Genomic DNA, 22,314 nt, shown 5'->3' with positions numbered 1-22,314 from the left:
GCAACGCCGCGCCATCCCTTCACTCCACCGCATCCCTCTTCGCGATCCGGTGCAACTGCTCGAACAGATCCGCCTGCTCGCTGGTGCAGAGGCACACGCCCTGCGCCGAGGCCGCTTCGCCGGCGTTGAGGTAGGCGTGGCCCATGGTGCTGTCGAGGTAGATGCCGTCGCCTTCGTGCAGGATCTCCGGCGCGTAGAACTCGGTGTGCACGGCGATGGTGCCGCGGGTGACCAGGAAGTACTCCTCGCCGCTGTGGCGGAGCAGGGGGCCGAACTCGTCGAGCGTGCGGGCGCGGACCTCGGTGATCATCGGCACCATGCGCTTTCCGATCAGGTCGGTACATTGATAGGTGTAGGTGTAGAATTTGGTGCTGACAATCTGGCCCTGGCCGGCGCGGCTGACGCTGCGGCGGGCGGTCACCGGGCGGCCAGGCTCGGGGCGCGGCGCGGCCGGGCTGAACAGCTCGGCGATGTCCATCTGCAGGCCCGAGGTGAGCTGCAGCAGCTTGTCGTAGGTCAGCGACATCAGGCCGTTCTCGACCTTCGACAGGGTCGACAGCGCCATGCCCGTTTTCTCCGCGACCTGCTTCAAGGTCAGCCCGCGCGCCTGCCTGGCGGCCTTCAGGCACTGGCCGAGCTGGGAATGAGGACCTTCGGCGGGCGCGCTGATGGCGGTATCGGTCACTTGTGTCTCCGGAAAATCCGTTAGCGGATCGGCATTGTCGCGGTGCCTCACCGGCTCGCCAATCTGGCGCGAAAGCGCAGCACAATCAATCATCTGTCTGCATGGTCCATGGGCATGCATGAACTGCGGTGGAACTGTGCGTTTTCGCCTCGTGCATATCATTTCTTATGTGCTAAATAGTTTTCCGATTTGGAAAGAGAAGTGCTCCGTGACGGCCCTCTGCGATCAAACTGCCAATGAGCTGGTCAAGCTCCTGAAATTCAAGGCGATCTCGCCAGTCGCGCTGCTCGATTCGTGCCTGGAGCGGATCGGCGCGGTCAATCCGGCGGTCAACGCGGTGGTGACCTTGGACGAGCCGGGAGCGCGGGCGGCGGCCCGGCGCGCCGAGTCGGAGCTTCTCCGCGGCGAGGACAAGGGTCCGCTGCACGGCCTGCCGGTGCTGATCAAGGACACCCAGGACACCGCCGGGATGCGCTCGACCTATGGCAGCCCGATCCTGGCCGGCAACATTCCGGCGATCGACCAGGCGTCGGTGGCGCGGCTGCGCGCGGCCGGCGCGATCATCTTCGGAAAGACCAACACGCCGGAATGGGCGGCCGGCGGCAATACCCGCAATCCCGTGTTCGGCGCCACCGGCAATCCGTTCGACACGCTGCGCTCGGCGGCCGGCTCCTCCGGCGGCTCGGCGGCGGCGCTGGCCTGCGGCATGGCGCCGCTCGCCTCGGGCTCGGACACCGGCGGCTCCTTGCGCAATCCGGCCGGCTTCTGCGGCATCGTCGGTTTCAGGCCGTCCTATGGGCTCGTCGCGAGCGAGAAGCGCGCGCATGGCTGGTCGTGCCTGTCGACCGACGGGCCGATGGCGCGCGACGTCGCCGACACCGCGCTGATGCTGTCGGTGATGGCAAGCGACGATGTGCGCGATCCGCTCGCCTATACGCTGCCGGGCGAAGCGGTGCGCGGACAGCCTGCGCGCTGGGCCGTGCCGCCGCAGGTGGAGTTGCGCAAGCTCAGGCTCGCCTTCACCGAGGATTTTAATTTCGCGCCGACCGAGCAACTGATCCGCCGCGCCTTTCGCGCCCGCGTGTCGCGCATCGCGCCGCTGTTTGCCGAGGCCGCCGAGGCCGCGCCGGATTGCAGCGGCGCCGACGAGACCTTCGCGGTGCTGCGCGCGTCGCTGTTCCTCACCCAGCACGGCAAGAACTATCGCGAGCGGCCCGAGATGATCGGGCCGAACGTGCGCGCCAATGTCGAGGAGGGGCTGTCCTACAGCCTCGCGGATTTTTCGCGCGCCGCGGCCAACCAGACCCGGATCTATCGCGCCTATCAGAGTTTCTTCGCGAAGCACGACGTGCTGATCAGTCCGACCATCACGCTGAGCCCGCGGCCCTGGTCGGAGCTGTATCCGGCCGAGATCGACGGCGCGCCGACCAAGTCCTACTTCCACTGGCTGGCGCTGGCCTATGCGGTGACGCTCGCGGGGCATCCCGCGCTCAGCCTGCCGCTCGGCGTCGACAACAACGGGCTGCCGTTCGGGCTGCAGATCGTGGGCCCCCGCGGCGGCGATGCGCTGGTGCTCGGCGTGGCCGCGGCGCTGGAGCAGGCGTTCGCCGGCGATGCCGAGCTGCGCCGTCCGCAGCCGGATCTGACCAGGCTCGCCGCGTTGCCGCCGCTGTCGCAGACGCCCGGCTTCATGGCCTGGGATTGAAGCGTGGCATCATCAATACAGTCTTCTGGAGCTAGCAATGTCCGACGCAAACTCATGGCCGTTCTCGCTGGTGCGCCGCGCCGGCGGTCTCGTGTTCCTGTCGGGCGAAGTGCCGGTCGCCGATGACGGCAGCATTCCCGAGGGCATCACGGCGCAGACCGATCTGGTGTTCAAGCTGATCTCGGAGACGCTGGCCGGCGAAGGGCTTTCGCTCGACGACGTCGTGTCTTGCATGGTGCATCTCGCCGACAAGGCCGATTTCGCCGACTACAACGCGGCCTATCGCAAGCATTTCAAGGATCCGCTGCCGGTGCGCACCACGGTGCAGGCGCAGATGATCGCGGATGTGAAGCTCGAGGTCACCGTCGTCGCGGCGGCGCGGGCCTGATCAGGAGTGATGACGATGCGGAGCGCAATCGTTCTTGGCGGGGGCATGGTCGGCGTCGGCACGGCGCTGCACCTGCAGATCAGGGGCTGGTCGGTGGCGCTCGTCGACCGCCGCGAGCCCGGCCGCGAGACCAGCTACGGCAATGCCGGCATCATCCAGAGCGAGGCCGTCCGGCCCTACGCGATGCCCCATGACATCGCTGGCGTGCTCGACATCGCGCTGGCGCGCACCAATGACGTCCACTACACGCTCGCCGGCCTGCCGTATCACGTGCGGCCGCTGCTGCAATATTGGTGGAATTCGTTTCCCGCGCGCCACGAGATCCTGACGCGCACCTATGCGCAGCTGATCGCGCGTGCCGCGCCCGAGCACGAGCCGCTGATCCAGGCCGCCGGCGCCGGCAATCTCGTGCGCCGCGACGGCTTTCGCGTGCTGCATCGGACGCAAGCGCAGTTCGACAAGGAGGCGAAAGAAGCCGAAGCGGTCGGCAAGGCGTACGGGGTCAAGTACAGACTGCTCAGCGCCAGCGAGCTGGCGAAGGCCGAGCCCGGCCTGACCGACAGCGGCATCGGCGGCCTGCACTGGCAGGAGCCGTGGACGGTGTCCGATCCGGGGAGCCTCGTTGCGTCCTACGCGGATCTGTTCGTCAAGCGCGGCGGCAGGCTGCTGACGGGCGACGCGACGACGCTGTCGCAAGCGGGCAGCGGGTGGGCCGTCACGACGCAGGAAGGCCGCATCGAGGCCGAGGCCGTCGTCGTCGCGCTCGGGCCGTGGTCGCCGGAATTTCTGAAGCGCTTCGGCATGGACATTCCGATGGTGCGCAAGCGCGGCTATCACCGCCACTATTCAGGCGGCGCGCCGCTCGATTTGCCGCTGCGCGATGCTGCCTTCGGCTACCTCATGAACCCGATGGCCAAGGGCGTGCGCATCACCACCGGCGCCGAGCTGTCAGCGCCGGATGCGAAGCCGACGCCGGTGCAACTCGGGAAGGCCGAAGCGGCCGCGCGCCAGCTGATCGATCTCGGCCAGCCGGTCGAGCCCGAGCCGTGGCTTGGTACGCGCCCGTGCATGCCGGACATGCTGCCCGTCGTCGGCCAGGCGGCGCGGCACAAGGGCCTGTGGCTGCATTTCGGCCACGGCCATCAGGGCTTTACCCTGGGACCGGCGACCGGCCGCATCCTCGCCGAGCTGATGAGCGGCGAAAGACCCGATGTCGACGTGACGGCGTGCGCGCCGGCGCGCTTCGGTGCGTAGCTCGCCCCACAACCTCGAGACGTGAAGATCGCTTCAGCTGCGTGCAGGCTGAAACTTGGACAGCCGGCGCAGCTGATTGTTTACCACGGCGCTCATCATGGTACGCAACCGGTATACGAAGACGGCACCAATGTCATGGCTTCACGAATTTGCAAGCCGGCGCGTCTACGGTCGCATGAGTTGGGCCGGGACGCGGGGGACGACACTCTTTTCGTGAGTTCGATCGGCCCGCGATCCGGACATCGTGCGGGGGAGCAGATGAACTTCACGGGCCTTGCCTATCGTTTCCTATCGAATTTCCTGTTTCTCGCGGCTGTCTATCTCAGCCTGAACTACATCGAGAACTATCAGAACCGCGCCGTGCTGGCGCTCGTCATTCTGATCTATGCCGGCATGCGGGCCGTCACCGTGGTCCGTACCTTCCACTTCTTTGGCCGCATCGAGAAGCTGGAGATGGATGTGCGCCGTCTTACCGGCATGCTCGGCGACGGGCCGGTCGGCCAGGTCATCAACAAGCAGGTGGTGTCGGACGTCGGCTCGCTGCGCAAGGATGGTGAGCAGAAGTCCTACATGGACCTGTTCTTCCTGGCGGCCGGCGTCATCCTCTGCGTCAGCAAGCTGATCGGCAAGTGATCATCGCGCCGCGCGCTGCGCGCGGCCGCATCGAAGGAGCCGCATCGAAGGATCTGTCGAAAAAGGGGCGCAGCGGCGCCCCTTTTTCGTGTCACGAGCGGAGGTGTCCGGCCTCAGCGCTTGCGCAGGCTGGCGAGGCGCACCGGGCGGGCCGGCGGCTTGGCGGCGGCCTGGCCCTCGACGCGGACGACCTGATGCCGGTGGGCCGACAAGGGGGCGACCGGCGGCCAGGCGAACAGCTCGGCCGCGGGCGCGGGCAGGGCCGGTGCGGTTGCGATCCGCGCCGTCACGGCGGGACGCGGCCACGCCGGCTTCGGCAGCGAAGCCGCGGGCACATCGAGCTTGCCGAAATCATCCAGTGTGGCGCGGGCGCGGGTCTCGGCGCCGGCCAGATCGGTCGGCGTGATCGCCGGCCAATGCGCAACCGGCGTCTCGTCGGACGGCCGATGCACCAGCCAGTCCTCGGGCTCGGTCGGCGTTGCCGGACGATCAGGCGTTGCCGCCACGACGTGCACGATGCGGTAGTTCTTGGCCTTGAGATCGGCGAGGATCTTCGGCAGCGCGGCCACGGTGCGCGCCTGGATGTCGTGCAGCAACAGGATGCCCTTGCCGCGCGCTTCCAGCCGCTTGATCGCGAGCTCGTGAACCTTGGCGCTGGATATGCTGCGCCAGTCGTCGGCGAGGAAATCCGCGCTCCACACCTGCAGGCCGAGCGAGGCCGCGTAGCTCTCCACCGCGTCGCCCCGCAGCAGGCCGGGCACGCGGAAGAAGGGCGACAGGGCGGCGGGGTCGGTCAGCGCCGCCTTGGTCCAGGCGATGCCCTGGTCGACCTCCGGCTGCACCTGCTCCAGCGTCATCCGGTTCATGCTCAGCGGATGGTTCTGGCTGTGGGTGCCGATGGTGTGGCCGGCAGCGGCGAGCTTGCGCACGCCTTCGGGAGACGCCTTGGCCTGGCGGCCGATCGTGAAGAATGTCGCCTTGACGCACTGGTCGGCGAGAATCTGCAGCACCTGGTTGCTGTATTTCGGCACGGGACCGTCGTCGAAGGTGATCACCACCTCGTGGTCCTTGAGCGGCAGCGTCTCCTTGTACTGCATCGCGCCGAGCCGTGGATGCTCGCGCGGGTCGACCACCAGCGTGCGCGACGTGCCGAGCGCGTCGGGATGGCCGGGACAATCGGCGGCCAAAGCGACCGATGATCCGAGAGCCGTTCCGCCGGCGAGCATGCCCAGCAGCACCGCGGTCCATGATCGCCGTCCAACGCAAGTCTTCGTACGATCATGCATCACGCAGCTCATCGTCTCGATCACGGCTTCTCGATCACGGCTCTTCGATGGTCGGGCGCCTGCGTCCAGGCGCGTCGATGCTTCAGGATGTAGCGCGGACAGGCGGCTGCGCCCATCGCGACGAAGACATAGCAGGGATGATCGGCCGCTGCGACCTGCCATCGGTTCATGTTCCCGTTTGCGGACGGCTGTTGCCGGATTGCAAGCCGCAAATCACCGCCAGTGGACGAAAACAGCGTAGAGCGACGGCCTGAACGGCGGATTAACCACCTTCACGCGCTGGCGCGGTCGCTTCGGCCGGGTGCTCGCTGTGCTGCTCGGGCGGCGAGTCGGGCCTGGCCGGAACCACGTGAACGACGCGGTAGCCGTGATCCCTAAGGTAGCGCAGGAACGCAGGCAGCATCGCGACGGTGCGCGGCTGCGGATCGTGCAGCAGGATCATGCCCTTGCGCGCCTGGGTGAGCCTGCGGATCAGGAGCTGCAGCGTCCCCTGCGGAGACATGGCCTTCCAATCGCTGGCCCAGAGATCGGCGCCGAACACGGCGATGCCGCGCGACTGCAGCAGGTCGAGCGTCGCCGGCGTGGATTCGAAGTAGGGGAACCGGAAGAACGGCGTGGACGGCGTCGTCGTCTCGACGCCGTTGAGCGCCTTCTCGTCAGCGGCAATGCCGCGATCGATCTCCTCGATCGCGGCCTCGGGCGAGATGTGCGCCAGATGCGCGTGCGTGTAGGTGTGATGGCCGACCGTGTGGCCTTCGGCCGCGATCTTCCGCACTATCTCGGCGCGGCCCGACGCCGGCTGGCCGACCAGGAAGAAGGTCGCGCGCACGCATTCCCTGGCGAGCGCCGCGAGCACCTTGTTGGTCATCGGCGGCGACGGGCCGTCGTCGAAGGTGAGCACGACCTCGCCGTCCTGCAGCGGCAGCGTATCGGGAAAGCTCTTCAGGCCGACGCGAGGATAGTTCTTCGGGTTGACGCTCAGCACGCGCGAGGTCCCCAGCGTGCCCTCGCGCGGACAGTCGGCCGGCGCCGCGGCTGCGCCGTGCGCGACGAGCAGCGCGGCAATCGCGCCGCCCAATGCGTTTACCCATCGCGATGTCAGTCGCGCCTGAGACATCTTTTCCCGTTGCGCTCGCTGTTGACCATTATGTAATGCGTGAAACCACACATCAGACCAATCGTCTGAACGATGGCTCGTGAGGCACGTCATGAACGAGACCCTGGACGTCGCCCCCGCCGATGCAAGTCTAGCCGATCCCGCGGCCATGCGCACCGAGTCCGGCGAGATTCGCCCCGAATTCATTGCAGCCATGACGGCGGCCATTGCCGCCGAGGACGAGGCGTTCCTGCGCGCCGAGGTCGCCGAGCTGCACGAGGCGGATCTCGGCGATCTGATCGCCGCGCTCGCTCCCGACGACCGCGTCAGGCTGGTCGAGCTGACCGGCACCGATTTCGATTTTTCCGCGCTGAACGAGGTCGACGACGCCGTCCGTGAGGAGATCCTCGAGGAGCTCGAGCCGGAGACGGTCGCCGAGGGTGTCCGCGAGCTGGAAACCGACGACGCCGTCGAGCTGCTCGAGAGCCTCGACGAGGAGGACAAGGAGGAGATCCTCGAGCGCCTGCCGCCGTCGGAGCGCGACGTGCTGGCGCGCAGCCTCGATTATCCCGAGGGCTCGGCCGGCCGGCGTATGCAGAGCGAGGTCATCACGGTTCCGCTGGGCTGGACCGTGGGCGAAGCCATCGACTACATGCGCGAGACGCCGGATCTGCCCGAGCGCTTCTACGAGATCTATGCGGTGGACGAGTCCAGGCATTGGCAGGGCGCGGTGTCGCTCGACGCGCTGCTGCGCGCGCGCCGCCCGGTGCCGCTCGCCGAGCTGATCGACGAGGATCGCCGCCGCGTCACCGTGACCGACGATCTTGCCGAGGTCGCCCGGCTGTTCGGCAAGTACAACCTCGTCGCCGCACCCGTCGTCGATGCCGAGAACCGGCTCGCCGGCGTCATCACCATCGACGACGTCGTCGACGTGATCGAGGAGGAGGCCGACGAGGACTTCAAGGCGATCGGCGGCGTGTCCGGGGACGAGGAACTGTCGGACAGCGTCTGGACCATCGCCAAGGGCCGCTTCAACTGGCTGCTGATCAATCTCGCTACCGCGTTCCTCGCGTCCTCCGTGCTCGGCCTGTTCGAGGGCCAGCTGCAGCAGATGGTGGCGCTTGCCGTGCTCGCGCCGATCGTCGCGAGCCAGGGTGGCAATGCCGCGACCCAGACCATGACGGTCGCGGTGCGTGCGCTCGCCACGCGCGAGCTCGGGCCCAGCAATGCGCTGCGCGTGGTGATGCGCGAGGCGCTGGTCGGGCTCGTCAACGGGCTGGCCTTCGCGCTCGTCACCGGGATCGCAGCGGTGGCTTGGTTCAAGACTCCGGGCCTCGGCATCGTGATCGGACTCGCGATGATCTCAAATCTCGTCGCCGGCGCGCTCGGCGGCATCCTGATCCCGATGGTGCTCGAGCGCGTCCGCGCCGATCCGGCCGTCGCCTCGGGCACGTTCGTCACCACGGTGACCGACGTGGTCGGTTTCTTCTCGTTTCTGGGCATCGCCACGCTCTGGTTCGGCTTGAAATAAGCGCAGCGCTTGAACGACTTATATCGTTAATCCGGCCTTAACGCGGCTCGGCGACACTGTTGCCCGAGACGGAGCAGGACCGATGCAACGCTTGCGGCTGAAGGCAGATGGACGGATCGTGGAATTGCGCGACGGCGGCGAGTTTCCGCTCGCGCCGTCGGCGGCTGCCCCGACGGCTCCGCTGGAGGTTCGAGATCTCCGGCGGCGGGTGCAGCTGACGCAGCAGGAGTTCGCCGCCAAGCTCGGCGTTCCCGTCGAGACCATTCGCAACTGGGAGCAGGGCAAGCGCATGCCGCGCGGCCCGGCGCGGGCGCTGCTGACGGTGATCGCGCATGCGCCCGATACCGTGTTCGAGGCCTTAGCTAAGACTTAAGCTAAAAACCGGTCCCGCGTGGCACGGTGGGCGTGTGGCATGCATAATCATGCACGCGCTTGGAGTGCACTTCCATGCTGATGATCGAGGCCAATGGTGCCAGGATTCCCGCTCTCGGGCTCGGGACCTGGGAGCTGCGCGGACGCACCTGCACCCGCATCGTCGAGCAGGCGCTGACGCTCGGCTACCGGCACATCGACACCGCCCAGGTCTATGAGAACGAGCACGAGGTCGGGGAGGGCCTGCGGGCGTCGCGGGTCCGCCGCAACGAGATCTTCCTCACGACCAAGGTGTGGACGACGCATTTCGCGCCGAACGATCTGGAGCGCTCGACCAAGGAGAGCCTGGTCCGCCTGCGCGTCTCCGAGGTCGATCTCCTGCTGCTGCACTGGCCGAACTCGCATGTGCCGCTGGCCGAGACGCTCGGTGCGCTGGCGCATGCCAAAAAGCTTGGTCTCGCGCGCCACATCGGCGTGTCCAACTTCACCGTGGCGCTGCTCGACGAAGCGGTGGCAGTCTCGCCGGAGCCGCTGGCCTGCAATCAGGTCGAGTATCATCCCTATCTCGATCAGACCAAGGTCCGGGAAGCCTGCGCCCGGCATGGCATCGCGCTCGTCGCCTACAGTCCGATCGCCAAGGGCAAGATAAAGAACGATCCGACGCTGACCCGCATCGGCCGCGCCCATGGCAAGACGACGGCGCAGATCTGTCTGCGCTGGCTGGTGCAGCAGAACGTCGTGGCGATCCCGCGCACCTCGAAGATCGAGCGGCTGTCAGAGAATCTCGACGTGTTCGATTTCGAGCTGTCCGGGCAGGACATGGCCGACATCTTCGCGATGGGCAGTCCCGAGGGACGAATGACCAACTTCGCCTTCGCGCCCAATTGGGATTGAGCGACAACCGCGCCGGCATGCTAGGGTGAGGCCAGCGGGCGGGTGGCCCGCGCTCAATCCAGGCGATGATCGCCGTGACCTCGCGTGCCGGAGGCGCGCCCGGTCGCAAGCGGGCGCGAACGAAGCGGCATGGAACGTTGGCAGTTCATCGGTTGGGGCATCGCCGCGTCCGTGCTTGCGCATCTCTTGATCGTGGGCAGTGTCGTCGTCTCGACCACTGTGCGCCCCTACGAGCTCGCCAAGACCGATGAGATCAGGGTCGACATCGTCGACGCCGACGAGCCGCAGAAGACGCCTGAGCCAACGCCCGCGCCGTCACCGTCGCCCGAACTGACCCTGCCGCAATTCGCGCCCACCACCTTGCCGGCCGCCGCCGCGCCGCCTCCGGCGCCGCCGCCCGCCGCGCAGGAAACCACCAAGCCGACACCCGCGGCCCCGCCGGTCGCCAAACAGCCGACGTCGGCGCAGACGCCCGCGAAAGCTGCCAAGACGGCTGCAAAGCAGGAGTCCAAATTGGCTGCCAGGCCGCCGCCAATGCCGACGCCAACGCCGAGCTACGTGCCTCCCGAGCCGGATCTCACGGTGAAGTATGGCGTGCCGCTCGGCTTGCCCCCGCCGCTGATGCCGCTGCCGGCGGCCGCCGGGGCGGACCAGGAGGTTGGATCGACCGCGACCAAGACTGTTGCGGCGGACATCGATGCGGCGCTCCGGCAACGCTTTCGGAGCTGTGCCCGTCTTCCGGCCGGGCTGTCCCGCTCGGAGGACATCTTCGCGAAAGTGCTGGTCCCGTTGCGACCGGACGGCCGCCTTGCGGCGGAGCCGGAGTTTCTCGGCGGACCCGCGAAGGATGAGGAGCAGGCCGCCAAGGTCCTCAAGCTCTCGCAGGGGGCGATCGCCGCGCTGACCGCCTGCCAACCCTATCCGTTGCCGCCAGACCGCTACGAGGAGTGGAAGGTGATCGAGATGTCGGTCGAACTGAAGGATTTCGGTGGCTGACCGCCTGCGTCCGGTGGCCTCGGCGCGCGATCGGGACATCGTCGTGCTTCGCTGTCGACGCACGGGCCCATGATCTTGTAATCGTGCCGGACGACGTGCGTGTCGTGAGGCTGTCTCTGTAAGGCGGCTGAGAGCGCACGCTCCTGATCGCGGAGATTGATCGACATGACGCTGACGCTGGTGATCGGCAACAAGAACTATTCCTCCTGGTCGATGCGGCCGTGGCTGGCGCTGCGCGGCTGCGACATTCCGTTCGAGGAGATCGTGATCCCGCTCTACACCGCCGATCCGGCCGACAAGGCGCGCATCCTCGAACATTCTCCCGCCGGCAAGGTGCCGATCCTGATCGACGGCGACGTCACGGTGTGGGACTCGCTGTCCATCATCGAATATCTCGCCGAGCGCTTTCCGGCCGCCGGGCTGTGGCCGACCGACGTCGCGGCACGCGCCCTCGCGCGATCGGTCTCCGCCGAGATGCATTCCGGGTTCCAGGCGCTGCGAAACGAATGTCCGATGAACCTGCACCGCGAGATCCGGCCGGTCGAGCTGTCCGCCGACGCCAGGGCCAATGTCGCCCGGATCGAGGACATCTGGCGGGATTGCCGGGCGCGCTTTGGCGCTGGCGGTCCATTCCTGTTCGGTCGCTTCAGCGGAGCGGATGCGATGTTCGCTCCCGTCGTCACCCGTTTCCAGACCTTCGCGGTTCCGGTGGCGGCCGACACGAGGGCCTATATGGAGACGATGATGGCGATGCCGGCCTTTGCCGCCTGGGTGAAGGATGGACTGGCCGAAACCTGGATCATCGACCGAGTCGAGCGGGTTTGACGCGAGCGCCGGCGCCGCTGCCTTGACGCGGCGGGGCCGGCGCGCTCCTCTGCGCCGGGGAAAACCTCGGTTAAGGAGCGGACGATGGGATTGCTTGATACTCTGCGCAACTCCGGCGCATTTCAGGGCGCGCTGGGACAGCTCGAGGCTGCCGTGCTGCCGGTGGTCCTGAAGGAGGTGCTCGGCCAGGACGGCGGCTTGAACAGCATCGTTGCCAAGCTCGAGCAGGCCGGCTTCGGCGCACAGGTCAAATCCTGGCTCGGCAACGGCCAAAACCTGCCGATATCCGCCGAACAGCTCCAGGAAGTGCTGGGCAGCGACGTGGTCAGGCAGCTTGCCGCGCGCTTCAATGTCCCCGTCGACCAGCTGTCGAAAATCCTTGCCGAACAGCTGCCGCTTGCCGTCGACCATGCCAGCCCGGATGGCAAGCTGCCGCATTCCGCCTGAGGTTCCCGCAGCGCCTCCGCACGGTGCCGTGCAGCTGTGGTATCCAGCTGATACGGCAGCGGAAATACGCATTTCCTATCTTATGAGGTCGCTGGCCAGCGGCGCCTGCTGCATGCTATAGAGATGGCATTATCTAAAGACGCGCCGGCCCGGGCCGCGGGACCTTGAGGCCTCTTGCCGGCATGCGAGCAGGAGAGGGCGTTGAGACACAAGTTCCCCATCGGGGCGACAGTCTATTTCACCGCGAGCAACGTCTCGCGTCCGGCGGCCAGCGGCACCTATGAGATCATCCGCCAGCTGCCAACCGAGGGCGATGACTGCCAGTACCGGATCAAAAGCTCGACCGAAGCGTTCGAGCGGGTCGCCAGAGAGAGCCAGCTGGCCCTCTCCTGAGGCATCGCGCCCGCCGAAACGCCCGGCGCGTCGGCGGACGCGCCGGCTCGATCGAGGAGGGCGGCATCGGTATTGCCACGGGACTGCAAGCCGGCTCCCGAAGGATTTACAATTGCTGCGCAATCCCTCTGGGGATAGCGGTCGGCTCCGCACCATCCTGCCCCGCAAGGCGCATGGAATCGTCCTATTGTCGTGGGGCGAGGCTGTCATGGATCGGGTGAGCGTTTGAGTTTGATGATCGGTTTACGGGCGTCCCATGCCGGGATGCGATTTGGGCCAGTGTTGTCGGCCCGCGTCAGGAATCAGCGCGCATGAATTCGACCTGGCCCTCGTCGTTCGACCAGCTCCTGAACTCGCCGGCATTCCCGATGTGGCTCACCGTTGCGGCCGCGGGCTTCTTTGCCTTGATCGTTCTGATCACCCTGCTGCGGGCGGAGAAGTCGGTCGCCAACGGCGCGCTGACGGTGATCACGCTGCTGGCGGTCGGGATCGCGGTCGCCTCGATGATGCGCAGCCAGGATCCGTCCCAGCGCGGCGGCAATGGCGATCCCGCCACCACCGCATCGATGGGTCTCTCGCCTCCGGCTCTGGCCTGTGTCGACGACCTCGCCGGCGACCTTGTTCTGTCGAATTGCGAGAAGAGCCTGTTCGGATCGGCCGAGATGACCGCCGCCGCGGTCAGCTATGCGGCGGGAATGCTCAGCCGGTTGTCGCAGGCCGGCGATCTCGTCAGCGCCAACAAGGTGATGACCGCGGAGCTGCTGGCCTTGCGCCGGGCGGTGGAGCGCGACCGCTATGGCCTGATGGCCTATGTGCTGCTGACGCGCGATCGCTGCACGCCGAACGACTGCGTGATGTTCCGCGCGGTGACCGACCGGCAGCAACTGGTCAACAACATGGAAGGGCGCACCTATGAGGGGCTGGTGACGCGCTATGCCTCGCAGTGGAACGCGCCGCCATCTCCCGCCGCCGCGCAGAGCCAGCCGGCCGCCGGCACGTTCGCGGGACTTGCGCCATCCGCTCCGACCGGCAAGCCGACGACAGCGGAGTTTCCAAGCTCCGCCAACACGCCGCCGGTCAGCATCATGAACCCGGAGCCGACCGCATCGACGCGCTCGGTCGCGCCGAAGCCGCCGACCCAGCTTGCGCCGGCGCCCGCGGCGGCGCCGAGCGTTGCCGCGAGCCACGCCCAGGCCCCGCCGCCGGCCGCCGCCAAGAAGGCCGCCGCGCCGAAGCCAAAACCGGCGGCCGCGCCGCAGGCCGCGCCTGACGCCGCCGAGCCGGCCGCCAAGGACGAATAGCACCCGATCGAACCCTCATCATGCCCCTGCATCTGATCAAACTGGCCGTCGGCTGCGAGTCGGTCAAAGAGCTGAAGGACTGGATCGCCGAGCGCATGCTGGCGGCCAAGAAGAAGGGCCTGCCGCAGCAGCACGTCCATGTCACGCGGATGACGCCGAAGCGGATCGAGGACATCCTCGATGGCGGCTCGCTGTACTGGGTGATTCGCGGCGAAGTCGCCGTGCGCGAGAAAATCATGGGCATCGAGCCGTTCCGCGACGGCGACGGCATCGGTCGTTGCCGCATCATCATGCAGCCGAAAGTGATCGCCGTCTCGCCACGGCCGATGCGGCCGTTCCAGGGCTGGCGCTACCTGACCGCGGAGGACGCACCCGCCGATCTCGGCAAGGCCACCGCCGCCGGCGTCGAAGCCATGCCCGAGCCGCTGCGCCGGGAACTGCGGGATCTCGGGTTGTTGTAGCGGCTTGAGGCGTCCGGGAATCGCGTGCAGCGGATGAGAAGCATCTCTTCCGCGATGCCAGTTGCCGCGCTCTCTCCCTTGCGGGGCCCGCAAGGGGAGGGCGCAGTCATCGGCACCGGTCGGGCGATATCTTGCGAAGCTCACGCCGCGATGTTGTCGATCAGGCGCGTGGTTCCGAGCTTGGCCGCAACCAGGATCCGCTTTGGTCCGGACGCGCCTGCGGCCAGTGGCGCCAGCGTCTCGGCATGGCGGACTTCGAGATAGTCCAAGGTGAAGCCCGCCTCGGTGATCGTCACGGCGCCGTCATGAACCGCGTCGTGCATAGTGTCACCGGCGCGCAACCGCGTTGCGATCTGTTTCAGCACGCGATGGAGCGTGGGTGCGACGTGGCGCTCGTCTGCACTGAGATAGACATTTCGCGAGGACATCGCGAGACCGTCGCGTTCGCGCACCGTACGGCAGCCCACGACGCGCACGCCGAGATCGAGGTCGCGCGCCATCCGGGTGACGACACGCAGCTGCTGATAGTCCTTCTCGCCGAAGATCGCGACGTCGGGCCGGCATTGCGTGAACAGCTTGGCCACGACCGTGGCGACGCCGCCGAAGAAGTGCGGGCGGAAGCGATCCTCCAGCCCGGCGAGCGCCGGACCTTCCGGTACGATCCGCGTCGCAAAGCCGTCCGGATACATCGCCTTGGCATCGGGGTGCCAGATCAGATCGACGCGCTCGGCGCTGAGCTTGGCAACATCCTCATTCCAGGTGCGCGGGTAAGAGCCGAAATCCTCTGTCGGCGCGAACTGAGTCGGGTTGACGAAGATCGAGACAACGACCTTGTCGGCGCGGCGCTTCGCCAGCCGAACGAGCGAGATGTGGCCGTCATGCAGCGCACCCATGGTCGGCACGAGAGCGATGCTGGCCTTCCTCGCGCGCAAGCTGTCGAGCTCGCGGCGCAGAGTAGGAATGGTGCGGGCGATACGCGGATGTCGTGACATTTTTGCTCGATCTCGCAGCGAAAAATCGCAGGTCTTGTGTTCGGCCTTGACGCTCGGCGGGGCGCCTTTCACAAGGGCGATGCAAACCGATCAGCCTACTCGGATACGCCTGTTAGCACGTCTCCGCACATCGTGCGGAGTTGGTAAATGCGCGCGCCAAGTAGTAGCGGAGGGCGCATCCCCCGTGGGATTCACGATGATGATGCAATTAACTTGACCGCAGACGACCGTGACTCGAAGATGATCGTAAGGGGTCGAAAACATGCTGGTGCAGACTAGCCAGGGACAATCGGGCTCGGCCCATGTGGTTGTGCTTGGAAACGAGAAGGGCGGGTCGGGAAAGTCCACCACCGCCCTGCATATTGCCGTTGCGCTGCTGAAGGCCGGCCAGCGCGTCGCCACCATCGATCTGGACTGCCGCCAGCAGAGCTTCACGCACTACATCAACAACCGCAGCGCCTGGGCGCGCCGCACCGGCCTGCGCCTGGAGCTGCCGACTCACTACTGCATCCAGCTCGGCCAGACCCTGCAGATCGACGAGAACGAGAACACCGAGTTCCAGCAATTCATGGAGGCGGTGAGCGCGGTCGAACGGTCGTTCGATTTCATCGTCATCGATACGCCGGGCAACGACAGCTATCTGATGCGGCTTGCGCATTCGATGGCTGACACGCTGGTCACCCCGATCAACGACAGCTTCCTGGATTTCGACGTGCTCGGCACGGTCGACGCCGCGACCTATGCGGTGACCGGGGAGAGCCACTACGCCGAGATGGTCCGCGACGTCCGGCGCAAGCGCCGTCAGGTCGATGGCGCCATGACCGACTGGATCGTGGTGCGCAACCGGCTGTCGATGCTGGGCTCGCGCAACAAGCAGCTCGTCGCAGAAGGCCTCAAGGACCTGTCGCTGCGGCTCGGCTTCCGCGCCATCGACGGCTTTGCCGAGCGCGTGGTCTATCGCGAGTTCTTCCCGCGCGGGCTGACGGCGCTGGACGACATCGACGAGGCGACGCTCGGCACGCGCCCCAATCTCGGCCACGTCACGGCGCGCGAGGAGGTCACGAGCCTGCTGCGCCAGCTCAAACTGCCGCTCGACGAGCGCGGCCGACGCCGCGCCGCCAACCGCGCCGAATGGTTCGCCCAGGTCGACAAGCCGCTGGACCTGCACGACATCATCAGCGCGTGAGGCCGAGCTCGGGGCGGGACCTGAGGCAGGACATTTGATCCCGAATGGCCTGATGACGGCAGCAAGACCGGCGTCTGCGATCAGTCCGCCTGAGACATCCTGTGCCTTGAACGCGCGGCCGCACCTTCAATAAACTTCGCCCGGTGAGTGCTGGCGAGGTGCGCTGGCGCGGTGGTGTCCTGTTATTGACCTTGCCTGCCACGGAGCGGGCGGATTTGTTGCAGGTCAATGCGAAAGCCGCCGTTTTCGCCAGATTACCGTCAAATTCGAGACTGATTTGAACCCGACGTTGAGAGTTCAAGTCGCATGGGAAGGGCCGGCGTAGACCCTATGCTGCACAGCAACTAGGTGCGGCGCACAACAGACGGGCGATGGATACACAACATTTAGCCTTCCTGTCACAGCGCCGTTACATATACTGAACAAAACGGGTCACGAGAGTTTTGCAGGTTTTTAACTATCTTTGGTTGTAGTTCCCGAGGGACGAACATGAAGCGTGGAATAACCGTCCTGTTGTCCGTCAGCGTGTTGGCGGCCGTCGGCTACTTCACCGCCAGCAAATGGGCGATCCGTCACGAGACGATCCGCTTCTACGATGCCTCGCGCGGCAATCGCCTCGTCGAGGTTGCCGTGGCGATCCGCCGCGACAAGGAAATGCAGGCCGACGCCGGCATGCTGAAGCTGCCGGTCGCGATCCTCAATCACGGCAACACCGTGAAGTTCACCGAATACTCGTTCGTGGCCAACGTGTTCGCCGCCCGCGGCTACATGGCGGTGAGCATTCAGCATGACCTGCCGACCGACCCGCCGATGGTCACCAAGGTCGGCGAGCCCTATGTCGGCCGGCTGCCGCAGATTCAGCGCGGCGTCGCCAACATCCGCTTCGCGGTCGAGCAGATGCGGCAGATCCAGCCGAATGCCGATTACGATCATCTGACGATGGTCGGCCACTCCATGGGCGGCGACATTTCGATGTACTTCGCCAAGCAGTATCCGGACGATGTGCGGAAGGTCGTCACGCTGGATAATCTGCGTGTGCCGTTCGTGACCGAAGGCAAGTTCAAGATCCTGTCGTTCCGCTCCAACGACCCGCAGTTCAAGACCGATCCCGGCGTGATTCCGGACAACGAGATCTGCGAGAAGGAAGGCATCACGGTCGTCAAGACCGACTTCCAGCACAACGACATGCGCGACACCGGCCCGGACGAGGCCAAGTCGTCGATCCAGGCCATGCTCGACAAGTTCCTGGCCGACAGCGACAGCTCGAGCGACATCGGCCCGGTCAAGGCCAAGGCCCCGCTGCTCGATCCGGGCCCGGTGGCGCCCTATGCGCCGACCGGCAAGACCGCGACCCCGGCGAAGCCGCTGACGCACTGATCGTCCGAAGAGCACGTTTCGGTGTGTTCTGCCCCGCCTGCGATAGGCAGGGTGCAAGTGATGGCAGTTATTGCGGACAGAGCTTCGTCCGCCCACATGATGCAGACCCCCGCAGGTGTGCGCATGGTCGATAGCTCCTCCCGATCGCGTTCCAGCCCCGTCTCCGCGTCCGGTGGCAGCCAGCGGCTGCCGGAGACGGAGAGGTCGACGGCCGATGCCATCGCGGCCTTTGTCGCGCAGGCGAACGGGTTAGCCCCGACGCAAGGAACGAGAGGGCGGCTCGTGTTTGCCCTCGACGCGACCCTGAGCCGTCAGCCGACCTGGGACATGGCCTGCGCGCTGCAGGCCGACATGTTCCGCGAGGCTGCCGCCCTGGGCGCTCTCGACATCCGGCTGGTTTACTATCGTGGCTTCCACGAGTGCCGGGCGACGGGCTGGATCTCCGATGCCGCCGAGCTTGCTCGCTTGATGAGTAAGATCGACTGTCGCGGCGGCGAAACGCAGATCAGCAAGGTCCTGGCCGAGGCGCGCCGCCACGCGACGTCGGCCGGCATTCGCGCCGTCGTGTTCGTCGGCGATGCCATGGAGGAGAGCGCCGACGAACTCTGCGCGAGGGCTGGCGAGCTCGGGCTCTTGAAGGTCCCGCTGTTCATGTTCCAGGAGGGCAACGATCCCGTCGCCGAGCAGGCATTCCGCGAGATGGCGCGGCTGTCCGGCGGCGCATGGTGCCGTTTCGATCCCGGCGCTGCTGTGCAGCTTCGCGAACTCCTGCGCGCCGCAGCCGCCTACGCCGCCGGTGGACGCGAGGCGCTGCTGCGGTTGGCCGCGTCCGAGGGAGGCGCCGCGCGCCTGCTTGGCCAGATGAAATGACGAGCGGCCCAGGTCACCGCAACGCTATCCGCCGGCGGTGCTCCCAGGCGATCATGCATTTTGTCCGGAGAGGCTCTATATTCGGCGCATGACATTGATCGCTGGCGCCGTTGCCGTCATCACGCTTTATCTTCTGTTGCAGATGTTCCGCGCTGCGAACCCGGCGGTGCTGGCCCGCGCCATCAAGATGGCCGGAGGCGTCGGCTGTCTCGCCATCGCCGCCTTCACCGGCATCCGCGGCGAGCTGGTGGTTGCGATTCCGATCGGCCTGTTCGGCGCTGGTCTGCTCGGCTGGTCGCCGGGCGGCCTCGGCAAGATCAACAGCATGTTCGGAATGGGAGGTCCGCGCTCTCCAGGTCAGAATTCGCGTGTGCGCTCGCAGTTCATCGAGATGATGCTCGACCACGACAGCGGCCAAGTGGACGGCCGCTTCGTTGCCGGACCGAACGCCGGCCGGTCGCTCGGCGAGTTCGATCTGCCGCAGCTTGCGGCGATGCTGCCGAATCTGGACGCAGAGAGCGTTTCGCTACTTGAAACTTATCTGGACCGCCGGTTTCCCGCTTGGCGTCAGCACGCGCAGGGCGATGCGGCAGGGGGGCAGCGCCGCGCGGCGCCGAGCTCCAAAATGACGCATGAGGAGGCCTATCAGATCCTTGGCCTGCAGCCGGGCGCGGGGCGTGACGAGATCGGGCGTGCCCACCGTGCGCTCATGAAGAAACTGCATCCCGACCAGGGGGGGTCGACGTACCTCGCCGCCCGGGTGAACGAGGCCAAGGATACTCTGCTTCGTACGCATCACGGCTAACTCCGGCAACGCCACCAACGCCACAAGACCGAACCTGCTTCCATCACAGTCATGTCGACGCCCGTGGCTCTCGGCTTTGTCAGGCGCGATCGTTCGACATGGTGAATAACGTCTAGCGGCAATTCCTTGACGAGTGGTTTGCGTGCGCCCGCTTGTTGCGGAGTCGCGCGCAGGCAAAGAAAAAGGCCCGCGCGTGTGTCGCGCGGGCCTCACATGCGGCGATGCCGGTGAGTTAGTTGTGTACGGTCATGCAGGAGATGTCGGCGCGCTTGAGCTTCTTGCAGACCGCTTCGGCCTGATCGCGATCGAGACCTGCGAAGCGGGCGCGGATCAGCGTCTTGTCGCCCTTCGAGACCGTCTCGGTGAACGGATCGGCCTTGCTCAAGAGGCCCTGCGCGGAGCTGCGCGCCGCATCGATGCGCTTCTGCGCCTCGGCCTCGCTGTCGAGTGCGCCGACCTGGATGATCCAGCCGCTGCGCGCGACGGCGGCGCGGGCGGGCGCGTCCGGAGCGGGGTTGGCGGACGCCATCTGGACCGGGGCCGGCGGAGCCGGCTGGGCCGGGGGCGCGGCATAGGCCATCGCCTGGGACGACGCCGGCGGCAGGCTGGAGGCCGGCAAAACGCCGAGAATGCCGTTGCCGGTGCCGTGGCCCGGCGGCTGCGGCGGCATGTCCGGCCGCGCGGCGACTTCGGCGCGGGCGATCGGCGGTGCCGGCTCGATCGCCTCGACGCGCTGCGCGAACGGCGCGGGGGCCGGGGCGGCCGCCACCGGCTGCGGGGCGGCGGTGGCGAGCTTGACGGCGCCGGCCTTGACCTGAACCGTCCGCACCTTCACCGGCTTCATCGGCTCGGTCGAGCCGGGAACGAGCGAGATCGGCTGATTCTGGATGACGCCGTTGGTCATCGGTGCCGGCTCGACCTTGGCTTCCTTGGGCGCAGCCGGCGGCAAGGCGGCGGTGGCCTCCGAAAGCGTCGAAATGAATTTTGCGGCCCGGCTCGGAGCCGGGGTCTCGGGCGCGGCCGAGGCGAGCTGCACCGTGCTCTGGTCGTCGCCGGCGTCGGAGTTGCCGCGCTCGCCGACCGCCGCAACCGTGCGCTTGGTCGCGCCCTTCTCGAGGTTCTCTGCAAGCAGGTTGCGCATGATGGCGTCGCGCGAGCCGCCGCTGCGGCCGCCGAGCACGACGCCGACCAGATGGCGGTTGCCGCGGCGCAGCGAGGTCACGATGTTGAAGCCGGAGGCGCGGGTATAGCCGGTCTTGATGCCGTCGATGCCCTCGACATTGCCGAGCAGGTGATTGTGGTTGCGGATCGACTGGCCGCGATAATTGAACACTACGGTCGAGAAATAGCGATAGTAGCGCGGGAAGCGGTCCTGGATGGCGCGGCCGAGGATGGACTGGTCGCGCGCCGTCGTGATCTGCTCGTCGGCCGGCAGGCCCGATGCGTTGACATAGGTGGTGCGGCTCATGCCGAGCGAGCGCGCCTTGCGCGTCATCATCTTGGCGAACTCGTCCTCGTCGCCGCCGATCGCCTCCGCGATGACCACGGCGGCATCGTTGGCCGAACGGGTCACTAGGCCTTTGATCGCATCCTCGACGCGGATGGTCTGGCCCGGACGCAGGCCGAGCTTGGTCGGCGACTGCTCGGAGGCGTGCTCCGACACCGGCATCTCGGTGTCGAGCTTCATCTTGCCGGAGTCGAGGCGCTCGAAGAGCAGATAAAGCGTCATGATCTTGGTGAGCGACGCCGGGTGCCGCAACGCGTCCGGATTGGTCGCAGTCAGGGTCGCGCCCGAATTGCCGTCGACGACGATCGAGGCGAACGCCGGGCTGTAGCTGCCCTCGTCATTGTGGGGGGAGTGACGCGCGTGATGCCGATGGTGCCGGCGCGCTTCCGCGCTGTCGACGGTGACCACTGCCGCCACCGCAAGGGTGATCAGCCCTGAGACGCCAACCCGCAGCAGGCGCGAGGAAGCCAAGTTTTTGCGAAGCATGAAATCCCCGTCCAATTTCTGACGTGATCACCGGAAGTTGAGGCGAAATTGTGCCAAAACGTCCCCGTGATCTTTGCCTGTCGGACCTCCAGTGTGCGCCTCGACGCGATACAGCATCGAAGGGCCTGAACTGAGGTTTTGTTAAGACGCTGTTTTAGAACAGCTTTACGGTTCGGCCGACACTGGCCGGGACCACAGGAGAGGTTAGGACGGTCGAGTTGCCAAAGGATTAAAGAAATCTTGCTCCGACCGCTTGGATTTCCGCCGAACTGCCCCTGTTCGGGGCGTTTCGAGACGAGTCATGCATCCAGTGCGCCGCAATTCCCCTGATGGTGCATTGCACAAGATTCTTGCTTCTTTTTGTGCGGTGCACTATATTGCGAAGGCGTCAGGGAGCCGGGGCCTCCCTGAGGGCGCTCAAAGTCAGGGAAAGGAATGCCACATGTTTAAGGTTGAAGACTTCCAGAACTACGGCAAGGAGCAGTTCGAAACCGTCGTGAACTCCGCCACGACCGTGCAGAACGGCATCCACGCGATCGCCACCGCCTATGGCGACTACACCAAGAAATCCTTCGAGGACACCAAGTCGTTCGTCGAGAAGCTGCAGGGCGTGAAGTCGCTCGATAAGGTGCTCGAGGTCCAGACCGAATTCGCCAAGTCGGCCTACGAGACCTTCGTTGCCGATGCGCAGAAGATCGCCGGCCTGTATTCGGATCTCGCCAAGCAGGCGTTCAAGCCGCTCGAAGGCATTGCTGCCAAGTTCACCCCGCCGGCCGCGCATTGATCGCAGCCGCCGCGAGGTGACAGTCGAAAGCCCGGCTCGC

Annotated in this window: 23 protein-coding genes and 1 pseudogene; 18 read left to right on the top strand and 6 right to left on the bottom strand. The window is 66.4% G+C overall.

Translation table 11 applies throughout. The features are described 5' to 3' along the window. Positions 1–19 precede the first annotated feature (19 nt). Complete coding sequence (locus BRADO_RS21295; protein ID WP_011927412.1) at positions 20–685, bottom strand: helix-turn-helix domain-containing protein; 666 nt, start codon at positions 683–685, stop codon at positions 20–22. A 208-nt stretch (positions 686–893) separates the two neighbouring features. On the opposite strand from BRADO_RS21295, the gene BRADO_RS21290 reads away from it, so the two are divergent. The 4 genes from BRADO_RS21290 to BRADO_RS21275 all read left to right on the top strand — a co-directional run bounded on the left by BRADO_RS21290 (position 894) and on the right by BRADO_RS21275 (position 4,665). Continuing rightward, positions 894–2,390: an amidase gene (locus BRADO_RS21290; protein WP_011927411.1), complete on the top strand. Its 1,497-nt coding sequence runs from the start codon at positions 894–896 to the stop codon at positions 2,388–2,390. 37 nt (positions 2,391–2,427) lie between these two features. Then, positions 2,428–2,778: a RidA family protein gene (locus BRADO_RS21285; protein WP_011927410.1), complete on the top strand. Its 351-nt coding sequence runs from the start codon at positions 2,428–2,430 to the stop codon at positions 2,776–2,778. Between the two features lie 15 nt (positions 2,779–2,793). After that, the gene (locus BRADO_RS21280) at positions 2,794–4,032 is read left to right on the top strand and encodes an FAD-binding oxidoreductase (protein ID WP_011927409.1); all 1,239 of its coding nucleotides are present in this window, start codon (positions 2,794–2,796) and stop codon (positions 4,030–4,032) included. A 258-nt stretch (positions 4,033–4,290) separates the two neighbouring features. Further along, positions 4,291–4,665, top strand: coding sequence for a hypothetical protein (locus tag BRADO_RS21275; protein WP_011927408.1), 375 nt, complete (start codon positions 4,291–4,293; stop codon positions 4,663–4,665). Positions 4,666–4,778: 113 nt separating this feature from the next. Here BRADO_RS21275 and BRADO_RS21270 read toward each other — a convergent pair whose 3' ends face one another. The 3 genes from BRADO_RS21270 to BRADO_RS21265 all read right to left on the bottom strand — a co-directional run bounded on the left by BRADO_RS21270 (position 4,779) and on the right by BRADO_RS21265 (position 7,068). Then, positions 4,779–5,951 carry a polysaccharide deacetylase family protein gene (locus BRADO_RS21270; RefSeq protein WP_041757649.1) on the bottom strand — a complete coding sequence of 391 codons (1,173 nt, stop codon included), beginning with the start codon at positions 5,949–5,951 and terminating at the stop codon, positions 4,779–4,781. Between the two features lie 20 nt (positions 5,952–5,971). Then, a complete protein-coding gene (locus BRADO_RS35130) occupies positions 5,972–6,121 on the bottom strand; it encodes a hypothetical protein (RefSeq protein WP_157872599.1) in 150 nt (49 codons plus the stop codon). Positions 6,122–6,213: 92 nt separating this feature from the next. Continuing rightward, complete coding sequence (locus BRADO_RS21265) at positions 6,214–7,068, bottom strand: polysaccharide deacetylase family protein (protein WP_050781027.1); 855 nt, start codon at positions 7,066–7,068, stop codon at positions 6,214–6,216. Positions 7,069–7,159: 91 nt separating this feature from the next. Between BRADO_RS21265 and mgtE the strand changes: the two genes are divergently transcribed. The 9 genes and pseudogenes from mgtE (at position 7,160) to BRADO_RS21220 (ending at position 14,267) form a co-directional block, all read left to right on the top strand. Continuing rightward, positions 7,160–8,578, top strand: coding sequence for a magnesium transporter (gene mgtE, locus BRADO_RS21260; RefSeq protein ID WP_011927405.1), 1,419 nt, complete (start codon positions 7,160–7,162; stop codon positions 8,576–8,578). An 82-nt stretch (positions 8,579–8,660) separates the two neighbouring features. Next, positions 8,661–8,951 carry a DNA-binding transcriptional regulator gene (locus tag BRADO_RS21255; protein WP_011927404.1) on the top strand — a complete coding sequence of 97 codons (291 nt, stop codon included), beginning with the start codon at positions 8,661–8,663 and terminating at the stop codon, positions 8,949–8,951. A gap of 74 nt (positions 8,952–9,025) precedes the next feature. Further along, positions 9,026–9,844 (top strand): aldo/keto reductase, encoded by an 819-nt coding sequence (locus tag BRADO_RS21250; RefSeq protein WP_011927403.1) that lies wholly within the window; start codon positions 9,026–9,028, stop codon positions 9,842–9,844. A gap of 129 nt (positions 9,845–9,973) precedes the next feature. Continuing rightward, entirely contained in the window at positions 9,974–10,840 is an 867-nt protein-coding gene (locus BRADO_RS21245; protein WP_011927402.1) for a hypothetical protein, read from the top strand. Positions 10,841–11,005: 165 nt separating this feature from the next. After that, the gene (locus tag BRADO_RS21240) at positions 11,006–11,665 is read left to right on the top strand and encodes a glutathione S-transferase family protein (RefSeq protein ID WP_011927401.1); all 660 of its coding nucleotides are present in this window, start codon (positions 11,006–11,008) and stop codon (positions 11,663–11,665) included. Positions 11,666–11,710: 45 nt separating this feature from the next. Next, positions 11,711–12,112 (top strand): annotated as a pseudogene (locus BRADO_RS21235) (YidB family protein); the annotation flags it as partial. A gap of 201 nt (positions 12,113–12,313) precedes the next feature. Beyond that, on the top strand, positions 12,314–12,505 hold the full coding sequence (locus BRADO_RS21230; protein ID WP_008964405.1) for a hypothetical protein: 192 nt from the start codon (positions 12,314–12,316) through the stop codon (positions 12,503–12,505). Positions 12,506–12,816: 311 nt separating this feature from the next. Next, positions 12,817–13,806 (top strand): hypothetical protein, encoded by a 990-nt coding sequence (locus BRADO_RS21225; RefSeq protein ID WP_011927399.1) that lies wholly within the window; start codon positions 12,817–12,819, stop codon positions 13,804–13,806. A gap of 20 nt (positions 13,807–13,826) precedes the next feature. Further along, entirely contained in the window at positions 13,827–14,267 is a 441-nt protein-coding gene (locus BRADO_RS21220; protein WP_011927398.1) for a DUF1489 family protein, read from the top strand. Positions 14,268–14,407: 140 nt separating this feature from the next. On the opposite strand, the gene panC is transcribed toward BRADO_RS21220, so the two are convergent. Further along, positions 14,408–15,259: a pantoate--beta-alanine ligase gene (panC, locus tag BRADO_RS21215; RefSeq protein WP_011927397.1), complete on the bottom strand. Its 852-nt coding sequence runs from the start codon at positions 15,257–15,259 to the stop codon at positions 14,408–14,410. Positions 15,260–15,521: 262 nt separating this feature from the next. Between panC and BRADO_RS21210 the strand changes: the two genes are divergently transcribed. The 4 genes from BRADO_RS21210 (at position 15,522) to BRADO_RS21195 (ending at position 19,497) form a co-directional block, all read left to right on the top strand. Further along, positions 15,522–16,445 (top strand): division plane positioning ATPase MipZ, encoded by a 924-nt coding sequence (locus BRADO_RS21210; RefSeq protein ID WP_011927396.1) that lies wholly within the window; start codon positions 15,522–15,524, stop codon positions 16,443–16,445. 489 nt (positions 16,446–16,934) lie between these two features. After that, entirely contained in the window at positions 16,935–17,822 is an 888-nt protein-coding gene (locus BRADO_RS21205; protein ID WP_011927395.1) for an alpha/beta fold hydrolase, read from the top strand. A 123-nt stretch (positions 17,823–17,945) separates the two neighbouring features. Continuing rightward, entirely contained in the window at positions 17,946–18,692 is a 747-nt protein-coding gene (locus BRADO_RS21200) for a hypothetical protein (protein WP_011927394.1), read from the top strand. An 88-nt stretch (positions 18,693–18,780) separates the two neighbouring features. Next, positions 18,781–19,497 (top strand): DnaJ domain-containing protein, encoded by a 717-nt coding sequence (locus tag BRADO_RS21195; RefSeq protein WP_011927393.1) that lies wholly within the window; start codon positions 18,781–18,783, stop codon positions 19,495–19,497. Positions 19,498–19,729: 232 nt separating this feature from the next. Here the strand turns inward: BRADO_RS21195 and BRADO_RS21190 are convergent, their stop codons facing one another. Then, entirely contained in the window at positions 19,730–21,490 is a 1,761-nt protein-coding gene (locus BRADO_RS21190; RefSeq protein WP_011927392.1) for a D-alanyl-D-alanine carboxypeptidase, read from the bottom strand. A 442-nt stretch (positions 21,491–21,932) separates the two neighbouring features. Between BRADO_RS21190 and BRADO_RS21185 the strand changes: the two genes are divergently transcribed. Continuing rightward, entirely contained in the window at positions 21,933–22,274 is a 342-nt protein-coding gene (locus tag BRADO_RS21185) for a phasin family protein (protein WP_011927391.1), read from the top strand. Positions 22,275–22,314 lie beyond the last annotated feature (40 nt).

The sequence above is a fragment of the Bradyrhizobium sp. ORS 278 genome (assembly GCF_000026145.1).
Lineage (GTDB): Bacteria > Pseudomonadota > Alphaproteobacteria > Rhizobiales > Xanthobacteraceae > Bradyrhizobium.
Note: the sequence above shows the minus strand (reverse complement) of the source record. Positions and strands in the feature narration are given on the sequence as shown.

What these genes read in the sequence shown, in the direction of transcription:
- BRADO_RS21285 (WP_011927410.1), top strand. Translation starts at nt 2,428, where the DNA reads ATGTCCGACGCAAACTCATGGCCGTTCTCGCTGGTGCGCCGCGCCGGC.
- BRADO_RS21280 (WP_011927409.1), top strand. Translation starts at nt 2,794, where the DNA reads ATGCGGAGCGCAATCGTTCTTGGCGGGGGCATGGTCGGCGTCGGCACG.
- BRADO_RS21275 (WP_011927408.1), top strand. Translation starts at nt 4,291, where the DNA reads ATGAACTTCACGGGCCTTGCCTATCGTTTCCTATCGAATTTCCTGTTT.
- BRADO_RS21270 (WP_041757649.1), bottom strand. Translation starts at nt 5,951, where the DNA reads ATGCATGATCGTACGAAGACTTGCGTTGGACGGCGATCATGGACCGCG.
- BRADO_RS35130 (WP_157872599.1), bottom strand. Translation starts at nt 6,121, where the DNA reads ATGAACCGATGGCAGGTCGCAGCGGCCGATCATCCCTGCTATGTCTTC.
- BRADO_RS21265 (WP_050781027.1), bottom strand. Translation starts at nt 7,068, where the DNA reads ATGTCTCAGGCGCGACTGACATCGCGATGGGTAAACGCATTGGGCGGC.
- mgtE (WP_011927405.1), top strand. Translation starts at nt 7,160, where the DNA reads ATGAACGAGACCCTGGACGTCGCCCCCGCCGATGCAAGTCTAGCCGAT.
- BRADO_RS21255 (WP_011927404.1), top strand. Translation starts at nt 8,661, where the DNA reads ATGCAACGCTTGCGGCTGAAGGCAGATGGACGGATCGTGGAATTGCGC.
- BRADO_RS21250 (WP_011927403.1), top strand. Translation starts at nt 9,026, where the DNA reads ATGCTGATGATCGAGGCCAATGGTGCCAGGATTCCCGCTCTCGGGCTC.
- BRADO_RS21245 (WP_011927402.1), top strand. Translation starts at nt 9,974, where the DNA reads ATGGAACGTTGGCAGTTCATCGGTTGGGGCATCGCCGCGTCCGTGCTT.
- BRADO_RS21240 (WP_011927401.1), top strand. Translation starts at nt 11,006, where the DNA reads ATGACGCTGACGCTGGTGATCGGCAACAAGAACTATTCCTCCTGGTCG.
- BRADO_RS21225 (WP_011927399.1), top strand. Translation starts at nt 12,817, where the DNA reads ATGAATTCGACCTGGCCCTCGTCGTTCGACCAGCTCCTGAACTCGCCG.
- BRADO_RS21220 (WP_011927398.1), top strand. Translation starts at nt 13,827, where the DNA reads ATGCCCCTGCATCTGATCAAACTGGCCGTCGGCTGCGAGTCGGTCAAA.
- panC (WP_011927397.1), bottom strand. Translation starts at nt 15,259, where the DNA reads ATGTCACGACATCCGCGTATCGCCCGCACCATTCCTACTCTGCGCCGC.
- BRADO_RS21210 (WP_011927396.1), top strand. Translation starts at nt 15,522, where the DNA reads ATGCTGGTGCAGACTAGCCAGGGACAATCGGGCTCGGCCCATGTGGTT.
- BRADO_RS21205 (WP_011927395.1), top strand. Translation starts at nt 16,935, where the DNA reads ATGAAGCGTGGAATAACCGTCCTGTTGTCCGTCAGCGTGTTGGCGGCC.
- BRADO_RS21200 (WP_011927394.1), top strand. Translation starts at nt 17,946, where the DNA reads ATGGTCGATAGCTCCTCCCGATCGCGTTCCAGCCCCGTCTCCGCGTCC.
- BRADO_RS21195 (WP_011927393.1), top strand. Translation starts at nt 18,781, where the DNA reads ATGACATTGATCGCTGGCGCCGTTGCCGTCATCACGCTTTATCTTCTG.
- BRADO_RS21190 (WP_011927392.1), bottom strand. Translation starts at nt 21,490, where the DNA reads ATGCTTCGCAAAAACTTGGCTTCCTCGCGCCTGCTGCGGGTTGGCGTC.
- BRADO_RS21185 (WP_011927391.1), top strand. Translation starts at nt 21,933, where the DNA reads ATGTTTAAGGTTGAAGACTTCCAGAACTACGGCAAGGAGCAGTTCGAA.